The organism is Cellulosilyticum sp. (genome assembly GCF_982396655.1).
In genome coordinates this window covers 1-17,662 of the sequence record NZ_CEVXFV010000017.1, presented here as the reverse complement: position 1 = coordinate 17,662, position 17,662 = coordinate 1, and the positions used below count along the sequence as shown (strand labels likewise).

12 protein-coding genes are annotated in these 17,662 nt (G+C 34.7%); 8 read left to right on the top strand and 4 right to left on the bottom strand.

What is annotated here, in order from left to right; all coding sequences use genetic code 11:
- Window positions 1–356: 356 nt before the first annotated feature.
- The 5 genes from AC1VAQ_RS09135 to AC1VAQ_RS09115 all read left to right on the top strand — a co-directional run bounded on the left by AC1VAQ_RS09135 (window position 357) and on the right by AC1VAQ_RS09115 (window position 8,450).
- Window positions 357–4,517, top strand: a complete 4,161-nt coding sequence (locus AC1VAQ_RS09135) for an NEAT domain-containing protein (RefSeq protein ID WP_479903825.1) — start codon at window positions 357–359, stop codon at window positions 4,515–4,517.
- Window positions 4,518–4,533: 16 nt separating this feature from the next.
- A complete protein-coding gene (locus AC1VAQ_RS09130; RefSeq protein WP_302596637.1) occupies window positions 4,534–5,655 on the top strand; it encodes an NEAT domain-containing protein in 1,122 nt (373 codons plus the stop codon).
- Between the two features lie 10 nt (window positions 5,656–5,665).
- On the top strand, window positions 5,666–6,565 hold the full coding sequence (gene isdE, locus AC1VAQ_RS09125) for a heme ABC transporter substrate-binding protein IsdE (protein ID WP_302596638.1): 900 nt from the start codon (window positions 5,666–5,668) through the stop codon (window positions 6,563–6,565).
- Between the two features lie 91 nt (window positions 6,566–6,656).
- Complete coding sequence (locus AC1VAQ_RS09120; RefSeq protein ID WP_303243883.1) at window positions 6,657–7,628, top strand: FecCD family ABC transporter permease; 972 nt, start codon at window positions 6,657–6,659, stop codon at window positions 7,626–7,628.
- Between the two features lie 51 nt (window positions 7,629–7,679).
- Window positions 7,680–8,450, top strand: coding sequence for an ABC transporter ATP-binding protein (locus tag AC1VAQ_RS09115; protein WP_302596640.1), 771 nt, complete (start codon window positions 7,680–7,682; stop codon window positions 8,448–8,450).
- 64 nt (window positions 8,451–8,514) lie between these two features.
- Here the strand turns inward: AC1VAQ_RS09115 and AC1VAQ_RS09110 are convergent, their stop codons facing one another.
- From AC1VAQ_RS09110 to AC1VAQ_RS09095, 4 genes are all read right to left on the bottom strand, one after another.
- Window positions 8,515–9,138, bottom strand: coding sequence for a lysophospholipid acyltransferase family protein (locus tag AC1VAQ_RS09110; protein WP_303243884.1), 624 nt, complete (start codon window positions 9,136–9,138; stop codon window positions 8,515–8,517).
- The gene (locus tag AC1VAQ_RS09105; RefSeq protein ID WP_479903824.1) at window positions 9,125–10,372 is read right to left on the bottom strand and encodes a glycosyltransferase; all 1,248 of its coding nucleotides are present in this window, start codon (window positions 10,370–10,372) and stop codon (window positions 9,125–9,127) included. The genes AC1VAQ_RS09110 and AC1VAQ_RS09105 overlap by 14 nt, the downstream gene beginning before the upstream one ends.
- 13 nt (window positions 10,373–10,385) lie before the next feature.
- Window positions 10,386–10,895 carry a DedA family protein gene (locus AC1VAQ_RS09100; protein WP_302596643.1) on the bottom strand — a complete coding sequence of 170 codons (510 nt, stop codon included), beginning with the start codon at window positions 10,893–10,895 and terminating at the stop codon, window positions 10,386–10,388.
- 261 nt (window positions 10,896–11,156) lie between these two features.
- Window positions 11,157–12,341 (bottom strand): pyridoxal phosphate-dependent aminotransferase, encoded by a 1,185-nt coding sequence (locus AC1VAQ_RS09095; protein WP_479903823.1) that lies wholly within the window; start codon window positions 12,339–12,341, stop codon window positions 11,157–11,159.
- Between the two features lie 425 nt (window positions 12,342–12,766).
- On the opposite strand from AC1VAQ_RS09095, the gene licT reads away from it, so the two are divergent.
- The 3 genes from licT to AC1VAQ_RS09080 all read left to right on the top strand — a co-directional run bounded on the left by licT (window position 12,767) and on the right by AC1VAQ_RS09080 (window position 17,516).
- Window positions 12,767–13,600 (top strand): BglG family transcription antiterminator LicT, encoded by an 834-nt coding sequence (gene licT, locus AC1VAQ_RS09090; protein ID WP_302596645.1) that lies wholly within the window; start codon window positions 12,767–12,769, stop codon window positions 13,598–13,600.
- A gap of 164 nt (window positions 13,601–13,764) precedes the next feature.
- A complete protein-coding gene (locus tag AC1VAQ_RS09085) occupies window positions 13,765–15,645 on the top strand; it encodes a beta-glucoside-specific PTS transporter subunit IIABC (protein ID WP_302596646.1) in 1,881 nt (626 codons plus the stop codon).
- A gap of 449 nt (window positions 15,646–16,094) precedes the next feature.
- A complete protein-coding gene (locus AC1VAQ_RS09080; protein ID WP_302596647.1) occupies window positions 16,095–17,516 on the top strand; it encodes a 6-phospho-beta-glucosidase in 1,422 nt (473 codons plus the stop codon).
- Window positions 17,517–17,662: the final 146 nt, after the last annotated feature.

The following is a 17,662-nucleotide window of genomic DNA, read 5'->3' as shown; positions in this document are numbered from 1 at the left end:
CTGTTCAAATAATGCAACGTTTTTTAATTGGTGTATATAACTAGCAAACAGTGCTGTTACCTCCTAATCTATAAATGCTTGGATGTTCTTTTTGAGAACTATTATTATTTATCATACTAAAAAATGGGTAAAATGTAAATATGAAATGAAAATTATTCTCAATAACGTATCGTAGGATACCAACTAGTGTTGAATCTATTGACGTATAAAAAAGGAAGATGATATAGTGTCTTTCAGTTGAATTAATTGAGAACGATTCGCAAAAAAGAACAAATTGAAAAGTTAAACGGCAAATCGAAAAAACATAATGTGGAGAAGTATAAGAAGTATAAGATAAAGTACAAGGAGAGATAAGAATGGCGAAATCATTAAGAAATAAATTAGCAAATATGGCACTTTGTTGTACAGTAGTTACCGGTACAGTGGGGCAAGTAGCACCAGTATTTGCACAAGGTGAATTACAAAATGAAACGACAGTAGTAAATGAAGTAGCTACAGAGCAGGAAAACACTGTAGGGGGCGAAGAGACAAACAGTGAAGTGATTGAGGGAATTCAAGAAGATGAAGTAGTTACAGAAGATAAAGTAACTGAAGAAGTATCTGATGAGCTAAATAAGGAAGTAACTGAAGAAGTGGTTGATGAGGTAGAAACATCAGAAGGAAATGAGCAAGAAGAAGCAGAAATTCAAGACCAAGAGAATCAGATTGAAGCAGATAAAGATATACAAGAAGATGAAGTGATTGGTGAAGTAATTGATAAAGTAGTGGATGAAGCTGAAGTAATTATGCCAGAGGGTGAAGTGAAAGAAAGCCTAGACGTAGCAGAAGAAGCAAATACATTAGAAGTGACAGAAGAAGTGACAGAAGCGGACCCATGGGAAGATGAAGCTGCGAGTGCAACACATGTTGGCAGCATTAAGGTATTAAAGGCAGATTCAGAAGCAGAATCTATGGCAGCTCAGTTCTTTACACAAACCAATTTACCGATTGAAATCGTTGATGGTAAAGTTTATTTAAAACTTCAAGTTGCAAAGGATGGTTTAGGATTTAAAGATGTAATCACATCTCTTGAGAAAAAAACAGGAGAAAGTGAGTATGAAAGTCTTAATCTAAAATATGCGCAGCAAGATGAGGTACGTTATATTGTAACAGAGATTGATTTTGATGATATTGAGCAACCAGTTACTTTAAGATGTGGCCTTAATATTGGTTTTACGATGAAGCAAGAACTTCGTATCTTTTTAACAGAAGAAACTATTAGTTATCTTAAGGCACAAGGTGTAGGCGCTGAGAAAACAGCAGTTACAATGAATGTAGTACATACAGATGAAACAGCTTACCAAGCAGCAGATGGCACAATTACAATTACAGCAGCTGGCGGTAGCGGAAGCTATGAGTACACAGTTGATGGCGGACAAAACTGGAGCCAAACAAATGTATTTGAAAAATTAGCAGCAGGTACATATAGTGTAGCAGTTCGCGATATGGCGCAACCTGATAATGTAACAGATTTTGAAACAGTAGAAATCGTTGCAAAAGAAAAGCCAGATACAGAAGTAGTGATGCCTGAAGGCCAATATGCAGTAAATATTGAAGTACTTCATGAAACAGAAGATAAGCCTTCTCATGCAGCAGAATACTTTACAAAAGAAAATATAGCTTTAGATATTCGTGAAGGTAAGGCTTACTTAACACTTAAAGTAGCAAGAGATTCTGGTAGTTTCGTAGATATCATGCAAGGATTAGATATCTTAGAAGGAGATACATATAAAGCATTAGATTTAGACTATGTAGAAGATGAAACAGGTAGATATATTGTGACAGAGATTGCATTAGATAGCTTAGATGAGACAGCTTATGTAAGATGTCATGTAGTTTTACCATTTATGACGAAAGCTTATCCAGTACGTATCAAACTTGCAGCCGAAAGCCTTAATAAGATTTTAGCAGAGCAAAGTCCAGTTGTTATTAAATCGGTAGAAGCAACAAATGCAAATGTCAATGATGGCAGCATTAAAGTGATTGCAGTAGGCGGCAGTGGAAATTATGAATATACAATTGATGGTGGTCAAAACTGGGTAACTACAAATGTATTTACAGGTTTAACAGCAGGGACATATAGCGTAGGTGTACGTGCGGTGGAATACACAGATAATGTAACTGATTTCCAAGAGGTAGTTATTAAAGAAGCTACAGCAATGCCAGAAGGTAATTACTTAGTAGACATTGAAGTATTACATGAAACACAAGATCAACCATCACACGCAGCAGAATACTTTACAAAAGAAAATGTCACTTTAAATATTCGTGAAGGTAAAGCTTACTTAACACTTAAAGTAGCAAGAGATTCTGGTAGCTTCGTAGATATCATGAAAGGATTAGATATCTTAGAAGGAGATACATATGAAGCATTAGATTTAAGTTATGTAGAAGATGAAACAGGTAGATATATTGTGACAGAAATTGCCTTAGATAGTTTAGATGAGACAGCTTATGTAAGATGTCATGTAGTCTTACCATTTATGACGAAAGCTTATCCAGTACGTATCAAGTTAACAGCAGAAAGCATTAGCAAAATTTTAGGTGTACAAGTACCAGAATCAACACCAGTAGAAATTGCTGTAGCAAAAACAGATGCAACAGGGCTTACTGGTACAATTACAGTAACAGCAACAGGTGGAAATGGTACATATGAGTATACAATTGATGGCGGTGCAAACTGGCAAACTACAAATACATTTATAAATCTTGCAGCAGGAACATATAGCGTAGGTGCAAGAGATGCTCAAAATACAGAAAACGTATCAGCATTCCAAGAAGTAGTAATTACAGAAAAGCAAGCTTCGAATGATGGCGGACTTCAAGATGGTTATTACTCAGTAAACATTGATGTTTTACATGAAACACAAGATACAGCATCTATGGCAGCTGGATTCTTTAACAAAGAAGGTTTACCACTTCGTATTCAAAATGGTGAAGCATATTTAACTATTCAAGTACTTAAAGATGGTATGGGAATGAAAGATGTTATCACATCTCTTGAACAACGTATTGATGGGGAATATAAATCATTATATTTAAATTACTTAAACGATAGCAGCAAACGTTATGTAACAACAGAAATTAAAATTGGTGCAGTAAGTAATACAGCTTATCTTAGATGTGGTATCTCAGCAATGGGAAGTATGAAACCGGTCCTTAGAATTAAACTTGATGAAAGTAGTATTGAAGAAGGTGCGGGAAGCATTAATACAGCATTTAAATCAGATGAAGCTATGACTATCAATAAAGTAGAAGCTGAAAATGGTAAAGTAACTATTTACTTAAATGGTACAGATGAAGAGCTTACAGCAAGTGATTTCACAGGGAAAATTTATTTAAATGATGATACAACAGGTAAAAGCTTAACACTTAATAATTTCAAGATGGAAAATGAAGTGATTACATTTACATATGATGCAGTTGAGGCAGCTGAAAAAGATCAGACAGTTGTAGTAGGCATCACATTAAATGAAGTAGAGACAAAGTCAAATGCATTTACAGTTAAAGGGCTAACAAGTACAATAGCACATACAACACTTAGAATCAAAGAGAATGCTAAGGAAATTAAATATATCAAAGGCTATGCAGATGGCACATTCAAACCAAATGGCAAGGTGACAAAAGCAGAAGCGTTAAGCATGTTAGCACTTCTTGTAGACGGCGTACAAAATGAGTATTATTCAGCTAATATCAGCATTCTTCAAGCTGATAAAGATGAAGCATCTATGGCGGGACAGTTCTTTAAAAATGCTGGTATTGCTATCAAAAAACAAGGTGAGAGTTATTTCGTAGAATTAGAAATTGCAAATGAAGGTTTAGGTTTTAGCGATATTATTACTGGTATTGCACAAAAAGTGGATGGAGAATACAAAGCTGTAGAAGTACGTAAATCAGCAGATATGAAAACAGCTTATGTGACATTAGAAGTTGCAAACTTAGAAGAGGCAATTACATTAAAAACAGGTATTGCCCCAATGGGAAGTGTAGCACCAGAACTTAGAATTATAATTGATACAAAATCACTTGTAGAAACAGAATTCGTAAGTACATTTACAGATGTTGACATGTGGGCAAAAGATGCCATTATGTTATTCGAAGAAGCTGGTGTAATAGGTGAAGCGGCAGAGTCTGCATTTAATCCAAATGAAAATATGACAAGAGGCGAATTCGTTAAAGTTATTGCACAGGTGGCAGGATTAGAAGCATCTGCGGATTATGAACATGGCTTCAAAGATTTAACAGGAAGCAGCTATGAAAAATATGTAGCAGCAGCTACAGAAGCAGGTTATATCAATGGTTATGGAGATAACACATTTAAACCAGAAGGAACAATCACAAGAGCAGAAGCTGTAAAAGTAATTAATAAGCTTATTGGTCATACAGAAGAGACAAATGTAGATATAGAAAATCCATTTAAAGATTTATCAGCAAATCACTGGGCATATGCTGAAATCTTAAAGGTAACAGAAAACTAGAAGGCGGGACATTTATATGTTACAACTTACGAAAAATACAAAGCATTTAGGACAGAATTTAAGACGTTTAAGTACACCAATATTAACAATATTGTTTGCCATGCTACTCACTGTAGTAGCATGGGGACAAGATTTAGATAAAGGGACTTATACGATTACAAATAACGTAAGCCATGATAATCCTGTGGGTGAAGGCATGGCAAGGTCATATACAGAAACAGTATCAGATGTAGAAGTAAATGATAGTGGTACTTTCGTAACGCTAGCTTTTAACAATACACAATATATGGGTGATTTTACGATCTCAGTAGGTGGCAGTAAAGTGACTTGTGAAACAACAGCTTTAGCAGGCAATATTAAAAAATTAAAGTTTAAGGTGCCAAGCTTAAGCACAAGTATTAAAGTAGGACTTTATGTAGAGCCAATGAATACAACTGTAGAGTATACAGTAACATTAAATGAAAGTAGTTTAAAGCTTATCAAAAAAGCAGAACCAGTAGCAGAACCTGTAAAAGAATCAGCAGCAGAAGTTGTGCAAAATAGCAGTAGCGCATCTAACAGCAATGCAAGTAGTACAACTAGTTCAGTATCTAGTTCAGCATCTAATGCAGCAAATAATATGACAAGCAGTACGACAAATAATAGTAGCGCGGTGGCGAACAAAACAAATACAACAAGCAGTAGTTCAAAACAGGAACAAACACAGGCTGTAAGTCAAAAAGCACAGGACACTACTTCATCAGAAACAGCTAAAAAATCAGAGACTACAGTACAAAAAGGTGAAAAAACATCTCAGGAAGAAGTAGTTACTGAAAATATCACAAATGATGCAAAAGTACAAAGCCAAGAAGTAGCAGATGCTAATGATGCTAATATAGAAAAGACAGATGAAGCATCAGCACAAGTTGAAGAGAATTTTGAAGAACACAATCAAGATGAAAAACAAGCTGAAGTACAAGGTGAAGTTCAAGAAGAAACTGAGCAAGATGGAGCTAAGACAGAGAACATAGAAGAAACAGAAAACGTAGATGCAGTCACATCAGCAAGTAAAAATACTATGAAAAATATGATGCTTATCATAGGTGTAATTGTAGTAGCAGGAGCGATTGGTAGCGTGATTTATTTAAAAAGAAAGTAAGGAGTAAGTTGTGAGAAGACTAAAGAGAAGTATTTATTTGGGACTAAGTTTAGTAGGTTTAATGGCATTTAGTGGCTGCGGTGGAAATGCAGTGGAGCAAACTCAGGGAGCTAGTGTTCAAGATGAAAAAGGCACAACTGAAGAGCAACGCATTGTGGCACTTTCAGTATCCTTAGTTGATATCTTAGCAGAACTTGATGTAGAAATGGTGGGCGTACCCAATTCACAGTATAGTTTAAATGAAAAGGTGGCAGATGTAACAAAGGTAGGATTACCAATGTCGCCGGATATTGAAATCATTGCTTCATTAAATCCGACACATGTCCTTTCGCTTACGACACTTGAATCAATGGTAAGTGAAAAACTTGGGACAGTAGGCATACAAGGTACATACTTAAATGCAGAAAACATTGATACGCTTAAGGCATCTATTGCCACAATCGGTGAGATGTTTGATCGAGAAGCAGAAGCTGCTGAATTGATTGCTAATTTTGAAGCAGATATCAATGCAACAATAGAAAGCGTTAAAGGAAAAACTTCTCCTAAAGTACTTATTCTCTTTGGTTTCCCAGGAAATTACCTAGCAGGTACATCAGCATCTTTCGTAGGTCAAATGGTAGAAATGTTAGGTGGTACAAATGTGGTAGCAGATAGCAATACAGCATATGCCAATGTCAACTTAGAAGCCTTACTTGTCTCAGAGCCAGACATTATCCTTCGTATGACACATGGTGTGAAGGAAGAAGTACTTGAAATGTTTGAAAAAGAATTCAATGAAAATCCAATCTGGAGTCAATTCGATGCTGTAAAAAATGGCAACGTATATGATTTAGATGATAGTTTATTCAATGTAAGTGCCAGCCTAGAAACAGCTAAGGCACTTAGTGAATTAGCAGAAATTATTTATTAGTGAAAAGGGGCTAGGACACTGAGGAGTGACATAGCTCCTTTTCATTATGTTAGGTTTAAAATTAGTTAAATACATTTAAATGGGAGTTAAAATGAATAAGAAATATATAAAGACAAAATTTGTAGTAGTTGGCATGTGTATTGTGCTTTTAGGATTATTATGTATGCGAATTGGTAGCATTAATCTCACCCTTAAAGAAATCGTTGAGGGGCTTATCAAAGGAAATAACAGCCAAGTTGAAATTATTAAAGCAGTAAGGTTGCCACGTATATTCGTATCTGTACTAACAGGTGCAATGTTAGCGACATCAGGGGTACTTTTACAAGCAGTCATGAAGAATCCTTTAGCAGACCCTGGTATCGTAGGGATTTCTGCAGGCGCAAACTTTATGAATAGTTTGGTACTTACATTTGTCCCAACCTTATTTTTATCAGCACCATTTTTTGGACTTATAGGTGGACTCATTGCCTGTAGTCTTGTATATGCCTTCGCATGGCGAAAAGGTTTTCAGCCAAAACGTATTATTTTAGCAGGTATTGCAATTAATGCATTCTTTGAAGCCTTAAGTGAAGTTATTTCTTATATGGGCTCATCAAGTATGATGTCTAGTTTATCAAGTAGTGCTCAAAGTACAACGAAAGGTTGGGACACTGTAATGCTTATGAGTATCTATGGACTCATAGGTCTTATACTTGCATTTTGTTTATATAAAAATTGTGACCTTTTAGCGCTTGGAGAACGTAATGCAGCAAGCCTTGGGATGAATGTGAATAAACAACGTATAATCATTTCAGTAGTAGCGGTATTATTAGCCATCATTCCAACAACACAGGTAGGGATGATTAGTTTCGTAGGACTTGTCGTACCTCATTTAGGGCGCCTTTTAGTAGGAACAGGTCACAAATATTTAATACCATTTACAGCTTTATTAGGCGGGGCATTATTATTACTAGCAGATTTTCTAGGCCGTACAATCATCTATCCATTTGAAATTCCAATAGGTGTCATGATGGCATTATTAGGTGCACCATTCTTTTTATATATGCTAAAAAGAAGTGAGTAATGGTTTAGGAAATTTATTTAAAAACATTTATTCAAAATGGGAGTTAACAAGATGAAAGTTAAAAATATACAGTTCGGACATGACAAAACAAATTATTTATTTAATGATTTAAATTTAGAAATACCAAGAGGTAAAATTACAACGATTATAGGACCAAATGGTTGTGGCAAATCAACACTTTTAGGCCTTTTAACGAAGGGACATAAAGTTAAACAAGGTGAAATTACTTTAGATGGTACAAATATCACTACTATTAAACAAAAGCCGTTTGCACGTAAGGTAGCTGTACTTCATCAGCATAATAATGAAAACTTACAGATTACTATTAGGGAATTAGTAGCTTATGGGCGCACGCCGCATCAAGGCGTTTGCGAAGGGATTACAGAAGAAGCAGAGAAAATCATAGACTGGGCATTAGAGTGTACCAAGCTTTCTGAGTTACAACATCGTCCATTAAGTGCGCTTTCAGGCGGCCAAAGACAGCGAGCTTGGCTTGCCATGGCACTTTGCCAACAGCCTGAAATACTATTTCTAGATGAACCAACGACTTATTTAGATATGTATTATCAAATGGAACTTTTAGATTTAGTAAAAAAGCTAAATGCCCAATACAACATGACTATCGTAATGGTTTTACATGATATCAACCAGGCACTTAATTATAGTGATCACATTATTGTTATGAAATCAGGTAAAGTCTTAAAGGTAGGTACACCTAAAGATATGGCAGATGAAAAGCTGATTCAAGAAGTCTATAAGATTCAAGGAAAGTTTTATGAAGAAGATGGGAAGTATTATTTACTCCCATTAGCAACTTGCTAAGTAAACATATATAATAAGAGAAAAACCTGCTAATGAAAATTATAAGATTTCATTAGCAGGTTTTTTAAGAACATTGAGATTTTGAATGAATAAACTGTTTATAAAGCTTAAATTGTTTTAAGTCTTCTTGCTGAGTAATACCTAGATGATGGGCCGTAAAGGTGATTTTACTAAAAGGAAGAACAATGGTATAGTAGTCCCATCTTTTACTAAGCTTAATAGCTTTACTGTAGTTAACATTTAGTAAAATACATGGTTTTTTTGCATGTTCGGAAAGCATGAAGAGGAGTTTTTTAGGCTCTTTATAAGGCCCTAATGGACCATCTAAAGCAATACATATTGTTTCATTACCTAATTGGCTTGTTTCCTTAAGTGTAGCCAAAAAAGGTCGAATGGCTGCACCATCTGGTATACGGAGTGTTTTAGTATGATAGGTTGTAAGAACGCCATGTATATAGTCTCCTCGTTTATCTTGAGTGACTACAACGGATATGTTGTGGTTATAGTGGCGTAGCTCTCTAAGTAAAAGATTCATTGTAAAACTATCACCATGCCAAAAACCAATCATAGAGCTATCAAAATCTTTGGGAAGAATATCTCCTTGAAGTTTAATAGAACTTGTACGTGCAACGAATTCAATATATGCAGTATAAGTTACAATAAGAAGTTTATCTTTATATAAATTCATTTTGGCCCATAAGGTAACCAGCTTGTTTGTGATAACTTTTAATCGTTGATTTATAGTGGCAAAGCGCACGTTGTGCGATTCTTTTGTTTGCATATTTAGATGCTGTTTCATAAGCACCCTCCTTTAATTTTTCCCATTCGCTTTTATGATTTATTAAATAGATGATTCGACCTACCCAATCTTCATGAGAATCTAAGGTCATAAATCCATTTATATGATTTTTAACTACATCTACAACACCAGTTGCTTCAATAGCTATAACAGGTGTACGCGTAGCCATAGCTTCTAAAAGTACAATACCCTGTGTTTCAGATTTAGATGCAAATAAGAATAAGTCACAAGCACCGTAGTAATGTGGAATTTCAGCGTTAGGAATACTATTTAATAAAATTATATTTTCATCTAACCCTCTATTACTTATTTCTTCTTTTAATATTTCTTTTAGAGTACCATCACCTATTAATAACATTTTAAAGTTATTACCTATTTTGTTTTTTAATTGTTCAAGCCCTTCTAGCATGAAAGAGATGTTTTTTTCCTTCTCGAGTCTTGAGACACTGCAGAAAAGGTATCCTTTATCGCCAATATATTGTTTTCGAATGGCTGCTACTTTATCTTCTTGAAAGAAAGCTGTATCCAATCCTGTTGGTAAAATTTCAATAGGCGCATGTACTTTTTGTGAGGCTAAAATTTTATGCATGAGTTCTGTTGGTACAAATACCATCTGGCATTTATTGAGATAGCCTTTTATTAAACTTGGAACAATATGTTCTTTGAGTGTATAAATTACATTATTAGATAATTTCGTTGAAATAGTAGTGTTCTCATTACAAGCAGAAGACTCAAGTGATTTAATGAAAGATATGTTATGCAAGTAATGTTCATAGCGTGTGTGATATGTGTATATCACAGGAATTTTATATTTTTTACCTAAATAAAGGGCTGTCCAACCAATAAGCATAGGATGGTGTACATGAATTAAGTCAATTTCTAACTCCTTAAATTTCCTCATAATAAATGGATCCATCATATTGGGAATTGCCAGTCCGTTTTTGGTTGCTTTAAAGGAGTTGTAGCGAATAACATATTCTTCTTCTACCTGATTTTTATAACTTGGAGTGAAGATATAGACTTCACAGCCAAGTGCCCTTAATCCATTGCTTAGTCGTTCTATTGAAATAGGTACGCCACCTATAAAAGGTTTGTAATTATTAGTTAACATTGCGATTCTCATTTTTTACTGCCTCCTAGATGAATTGACTTAATATTTCTTCTTTAAAAAGGTATCCACTATAAATGAGGACTGCATTCCAAATAGTAATACCTATGGTAGAAGCTATTGTATAGGTAAAAAAGTTTAATTTAAGCAAACCTGCTGGAAGTGAAATAATTGTCCTTACCATAGGGATGAGTTTACTAATTAACACCCATAAGTAGCCCTTTTGTTGTAAATAGTTAAGTTGTTTTTGAATAATATTTTCTTGTTTTGGAAAACGTTTGAGGTACTTTGTTAAGATAAAGTCACCAAAGTACCAACCTATTGCATATAAAATCCAACTAGCTATGAGAGCAGAAAGTACTGAAATACCTAATACAAACCAAAAGTTGGTATTTGAATTACTAGTCCATATACCAGCCACTGGTAAGATGATACCTGCGGGGAAGCCGGGTAAGTTGAGATATTCTAAAAAGATAATAATTGCCATTAAGAGTAAGCCATACTCCGACATATAAGATAATAAGGTGTTTATTTCCATTATAAATTCTCCTTTATAATTTAATATATATTGCGAAATGGATATCTTGCTTATTTGTACTAATAGAATAACTTGTAAAAGTAAGTAAAACCTATAGAGAAATCTTAAGAGAGGAGTAAGGCACTAGGATAAATATGTAGACAAAAAAAGCAGCCGCTTTAGCGACTGCTTATGAAAGTCATAGATTGATGCATTATTCATTGCATCTTAAGATATGGCGATATAAAAAAGCCGCAGTACTTCCGTACTGCGCTATTTTATTTATTTGTATTCAGCTATAAGTTTTTCAAAGGCTGGTAATGAATCTACGATTTGTGATTGTTTCACACAATAAGAGATTCTTACGTAGCCAGGGCAACCAAAATCATCACCAGGTACTAGGAGTAATTCATATTTTTTAGCTTTTTCACAGAAAGCATTTGCATCTTCTTCAAGTGCTTTTACAAAGAGGTAGAAAGCGCCATCGGGTCTTACACAGTTATAGCCAAGTTTGCTGAGACCATTATAAAGGATATCTCGATTTTCTTTGTAGGCATTGATATCAGAAGTTGCCTTTACGCATTTAGCAATAACTTTTTGGAATAAGCTTGGGGCACATACATAACCAAGCGCACGGCCTGCACCACAAACTGCAGCATAGACATCATTGCTATTTTCCATTTGATCAGAGACAGCTATGTAACCGATACGTTCACCAGGAAGTGAAAGGGCCTTGCTATATGAGTAACATACTAATGTATTTTTATAGTAGTTCATTGTATAAGGTACTGTGATGCCATCGTATACTATTTCTCTATAAGGTTCATCTGAGATTAAGTAAATTGGATGACCATATTCAGCTGATTTCTCTTCAAGAATTGTACAAAGCTCTTTAATTGTTTCTTCTGAGTAAACTACACCAGATGGATTATTAGGTGAATTTATAATAACACCTTTAGTTTTAGGAGAAAGTAAGGCTTTGAAGTTTTCAAAATCAATTTGGAAGTTATCTGTATTTACAGGAACAACTTTAAGTTGGGCACCTACTGATTGAACGAATACACGGTATTCTGGGAAGAAAGGTGCAAAGGTAATGAATTCATCACCTTCTGTAGCAAGAGCCTTTAATGAGATACATAGAGAAGCAGCAGCACCTACTGTCATATAAATATGATTTGGTGTAAGTGTTGTATTAAACCTTTCATTAATATAGTCTGCAATGGCAGTTCTAACTTCTACATCACCTTGCGCAGAAGTATAGCCATGAAGAATGGCTGGGTCTGTAGAGCTTAAAAGTTCCATAATCGTTTCCTTTACGCATTCTGGTGCAGGTACGTTAGGATTTCCGATACTAAAGTCATAAACATTTTCAGCACCTATTTCAGCAGCTCTTTTTTTACCATACTCAAAAAGCTCTCTAATAACGGAACGTTTTGTTCCTAATTTAACCATTTCATTTGAAATCATATGTTGTACTCCTTGTCTTATTAAAATTTGTTTCGAAAATACTGTATATAATATAATTTAACAACTATTTTAGGGTGTTGACAAGTTTTTATTATAAAACAAAGAAAGTTTTATTTATAAAGAAGAAACAAAGTAGGAATTTAAACATTCTCATGGATTTGTTAATATTTGTACAAAGTGAATAAAAAAAATGAGGTTTGATGCCGGTATATGTAAAAAATATAAAGAAATGGTTGACATATTTGAAGCTATATTGTATTATGTTAATATAATTAATAAACGGATTGTTACTGGTAATGCAGGCTATACCATTTTGTGAAGGGATAATCTTTATCCTGTTATTCGCGGAGGTGGTGTAGCCTTTTTTGATAATTTGGCGGTGACCGTCTTAATTATTAAGGATATAAAGGAGGAATACACCGAAGATGAAAGTTGTTAAAGTCATAAACAATAACTTAATTAAGTCCGTAGATGACAAGAATAATGAAATACTAGTAATGGGATGTGGACTTGGCTTCAAAAAGGTAGCTGGTGATGAAGTTGATGAGAGTTTAGTTGAAAAAGTTTATACTTGTAATGAAAAAACAAGCTCAAGTCAATTAATTAGTCTACTTGAAAAGATTCCTCTAGAGCATATCCAAGCTACTAATGAAATTATCAGTTTTGCAAAAGCCTCTTTAGGCAAAAAGTTAAATCAGAATATCTATATTACTTTAGCGGATCATATTAACTTTGCATTAGAGCGTCAAAAACAGGGGATTCAAATCAAAAATGCCTTACTGTGGGAAATCAAAAAGCTTTATAATCACGAATTTTTAGTAGGAAAAGAAGCTTTACATATTATAAAGCGTCGTTTAGGCATAGAGCTTCCAGAAGATGAAGCAGGTTTCATTGCACTTCACTTTGTAAATGCCTTAATGGATGATTTATCTATGGAAAAGACCACAGATATGACAAAGATGATACAAAAGATATTAAATATCATCAAGTATCACTTTAATCTAGAGTTAGATGAGTATTCAATTCACTATGAACGTTTTATTACACACCTTAAATTCTTTGCACAACGTATTTTTACAGGTGTCACAATAGATGATCAAGATGATCAGTTCATAGAAGTACTAAAAAGAAAGTATAAAAAAGAATATGAATGTACCCTTAAAGTAAAAGATTACATTAAACAAGAGTTTGATTGGGATCTTACAGAAGATGAAATGATTTACTTAACTATTCATATCAATAGAATTACAAACATATAAAACTAAAGATTTATAAACACACATATTTATTAAAATAGGGTTGTTACTTTGAGTAGGCTATACCTAAATAAAAATAAATTAGCAAAAGAAGCTAGTTAATTTTTGTTTAGGTATTTTTTATTACTCAAATTACCCTTAGACCTAAGAAATAGGGAGGAAATACGATGAATTACAAAAGTTTAGCAGAAACTATTCTTGGCCTTGTAGGCGGCGAAAGCAATATCAAAGCACTCGTACATTGTGCAACTAGACTACGTTTTACTTTAAAAGATGAGAGTAAAGCGGATACAGCAAAATTAAAAAATACAAAAGGTGTTATGGGCGCTGTAAGCAATGGTGGACAATATCAAGTTATTATTGGTAGTGACGTATCACATGTTTTCAAAGAAATCATGGCAATGACAAAGCTTGATAATAGCGAATCAGGTTCAGAGCAAAAAGATAACCGTAAATTAGGGGCAAAAGTAATTGATACAATTACAGGAATCTTTACACCAATCTTGCCAGCAATCACAGCGGCAGGGATGATTAAAGCAGTACTTGCATTGCTGATAGCAACTAATGCACTTTCAAATACTTCACAAACATATCAAGTACTTAACTTTATGGCTGATGCAGGATTTTACTTCTTGCCAATTATATTAGCAAATTCAGCAGCTAAGAGGTTTAAAGTGAATGGCTACTTAGCAATGATGATTGGTGGCATGTTATTACATCCAAACTTTACAGCTATGATTAGTGGTGCTAAAGAAGCTGGAACCGGCATTGCAGTATTTGGATTAAATATTCCGCTTGCAAGTTATGGTTCAAGTGTACTTCCAATTATTCTTGCAATCTGGTTCATGTCTTATGTAGAACCATTTGCAGATAAAATTTCTCCAAAAGCAGTTAAATATTTTACAAAACCACTTATTACATCATTAATAGTAGGTATTGCAACATTAACACTTATTGGGCCACTTGGTTATATGCTTAGTGATAAAGTAGCACAAGCTATTTATGCAATTGAAAGTTATGCAAGTTGGTTAGTACCAACAGTACTTGGTGTATTATCACCAGTCTTAGTTATGACAGGAACACATTATGGTATTATTCCAATCGGTATTAATAACATTATGACAGTAGGATACGATACATTTGTAGGGCCAGCGATGATGGCATCTAACGTTGCTCAAGGTGGAGCAGCACTTGCAATTTCTTTAAAAACAAAAGACTCAGATTTAAAACAATTAGCAAGTACATCAGGGATTACAGCATTATGTGGTATTACAGAACCAGCATTATATGGTGTTAACTTAAAAACTAAAATAGGTCTTTATGCATCTATGATTGGTGGCGGACTTGGGGGATTATTCTTCGGAATCTTTAGCGTAAGAAGATTTGCTACAGGTTCACCAGGACTTTTAACATTACCAGTATACATTGGTGGAGAAACAATGAGTAACTTCTTCTATGCATGTATTGGGGTAGCAATCAGTATTGTTGTTGCATTTATCGTAGCATATGTGATGTACAAAGATGCAGAAGGCGTAAAATTAGCAGAAACAAAAGAAGAGAAAACAGAAAAAGTAGCAGTAGCAAAAGAAGGGATGAACGTAGTTTGTTCACCATTAACAGGAGAAGCAGTTTCTCTTGGACTTGTAAATGACCCAACATTCTCAGAAGAAATCATGGGTAAAGGAATGGCAATCATTCCAACAGAAGGTAAGGTAGTATCTCCGGTAAACGGAACAGTTGCAATGATTTTTGACACAAAACACGCTATCGCAATCAAAGATGAAAATGGCGTTGAATTATTAATTCACATCGGATTAGATACAGTTAAATTAGGTGGTAAATACTTTACAGCTCATGTAAAAGCTGGCGATAAAGTAGAAGTAGGTACACCACTTGTAGATTTTGACTTACAAGGTATTAAAAATGAAGGATATGACTGCATTACACCAGTTATCATCACAAATACAGCAGAGTACGCAAGTGTACTTGCTATTGATGATAAAGCTGTTAAATGCGGGGAAGAAATAATAAAAGTAGTTGCGAATTAGGGCGATCTAAGTGGGCTACTAGGAATAAGGGCAGCTGAACGCTACTGTCTTCGTAAATTGTGACAGTCTAAGCTCATATTAGGAAGCAACGGTGGAAAACTCGCTTCGCTCAGACACTCCACCTAAAAGCGCTTCCTAATATTTCACTAAGACTGTCAACAATTTACTCCGAAGGTAGCTTATCAGCGTCCCTTACTCCTAGCTAGGCTATGTTAGATTGAATTCTCCACTGGGTAGAAAAGCGAATTGGTGAGCTTGAAAAGAAGAGTGGCTTTAAAATAGGATAAAATGAGAGGTGAGAGAGGGATCGTGAAATCTCACTTACCTCTTTTTTGTTAAAATAAGGAATTTGTGTTATAAGAGTAAAATACAGCAGATTTAAAATATAAAAGGTTAAGATATTAGAAATTTAGTTTATAAATTATATAGAAAGAAATGAGGACGAGAATATGAGTGGATTACCAAAGAATTTTTTATGGGGTGGCGCTACAGCTGCTAATCAGTGTGAGGGTGGATATTTAGCTGGAGGAAAAGGATTAGGAACAGTGGATGTGATTCCTCATGGTGAATATAGAAGAGCAATTATGAAAGGTGAAATGCATTATAAAGATTTACCAGAAGATAGCTATTTCCCTTCTCATGAAGCTATTGATATGTATGGTAACTATAAAGAAGATATTGCGTTATTTGCAGAAATGGGATTCAAATGTTACCGTTTTTCATTTGCATGGTCTAGAATTTTTCCAACAGGTTTAGAAACAGAGCCAAATGAAGAGGGACTTAAATTCTATGAAAACTTTATTGATGAGTTATTAAAATACAATATTGAACCAGTCGTTACAATTTGTCACTTTGATTTACCACTTGTACTCTTTGAAGAATATGGCTCATGGAAAAGTCGTAAGGTCATTGATGCTTATGTAAGATATTGCCAAGCAATTTTCAAGAGATTTGATGGTAAGGTTAAATACTGGATGACATTTAATGAAATTAATATGCTTATGCATTTACCATTTATGGGTGCGGGGATTATGTTTGAAGAAGGAGAAAACAAACTTCAGGTACAATATCAAGCAGCACATAATGAACTTGTAGCATCGGCACTTGCAACTAAACTTGCGCATGAAATTAATCCAGAAAATAAAGTGGGTTGTATGCTTGCAGCAGGAGATTACTATCCATATAGCTGCAAACCAGAAGATGTATTTGCAGCCATTGGCAAAGATAGAGAGAACTTCTTCTTCATTGATGTGCAATCAAGAGGAGAATATCCAAATTACGCTAAGAAATTCTTAGAACGCAATAATATTCAAATTGAAATGGGTGCAGAAGATGTGCAAATCTTAAAAGAAAACACAGTAGATTTCATTGCATTCAGCTACTACTCATCACGTGTTGTAAGTGCAGATCCAACAGTCGGTGAGAAAAGACAAGGAAATGCTTTTGCAGGTATTAAAAATCCACATTTAACAGAAAGTGAATGGGGATGGCAAATTGACCCACTTGGTCTTCGTATTACAATGAATACACTATATGACCGTTATCAAAAACCACTATTTATCGTAGAAAATGGTTTAGGTGCGGTTGATACACCAGCCGAAGATGGCACAATTAATGATGACTACAGAATTGCTTACTTAGAAGCACACATCAAGGCAATGATCGAAGCAGTAGAAGAAGATGGTGTAGATCTTATTGGTTATACACCATGGGGTTGCATTGATCTCGTAAGTGCATCAACAGGCGAAATGAAAAAACGTTATGGATTCATCTACGTAGACAAAGACAACGCCGGCAACGGAACACTCAAAAGATCCAAAAAGAAAAGTTTTGACTGGTACAAAAACGTTATTGCAAATAACGGATTATAAAATAATTCCCCAAGGAGCTACCTCAAAAGGTAGCTCCTTTTTGCATCGAAATCTTCATGGGGACAGGTCTCTAAAGTTGCTGTTAATAGAGTGGGGACAGGTCTCTAAAGTTGCTGTTAATAGAGTGGGGACAGGTCTCTAAAGTT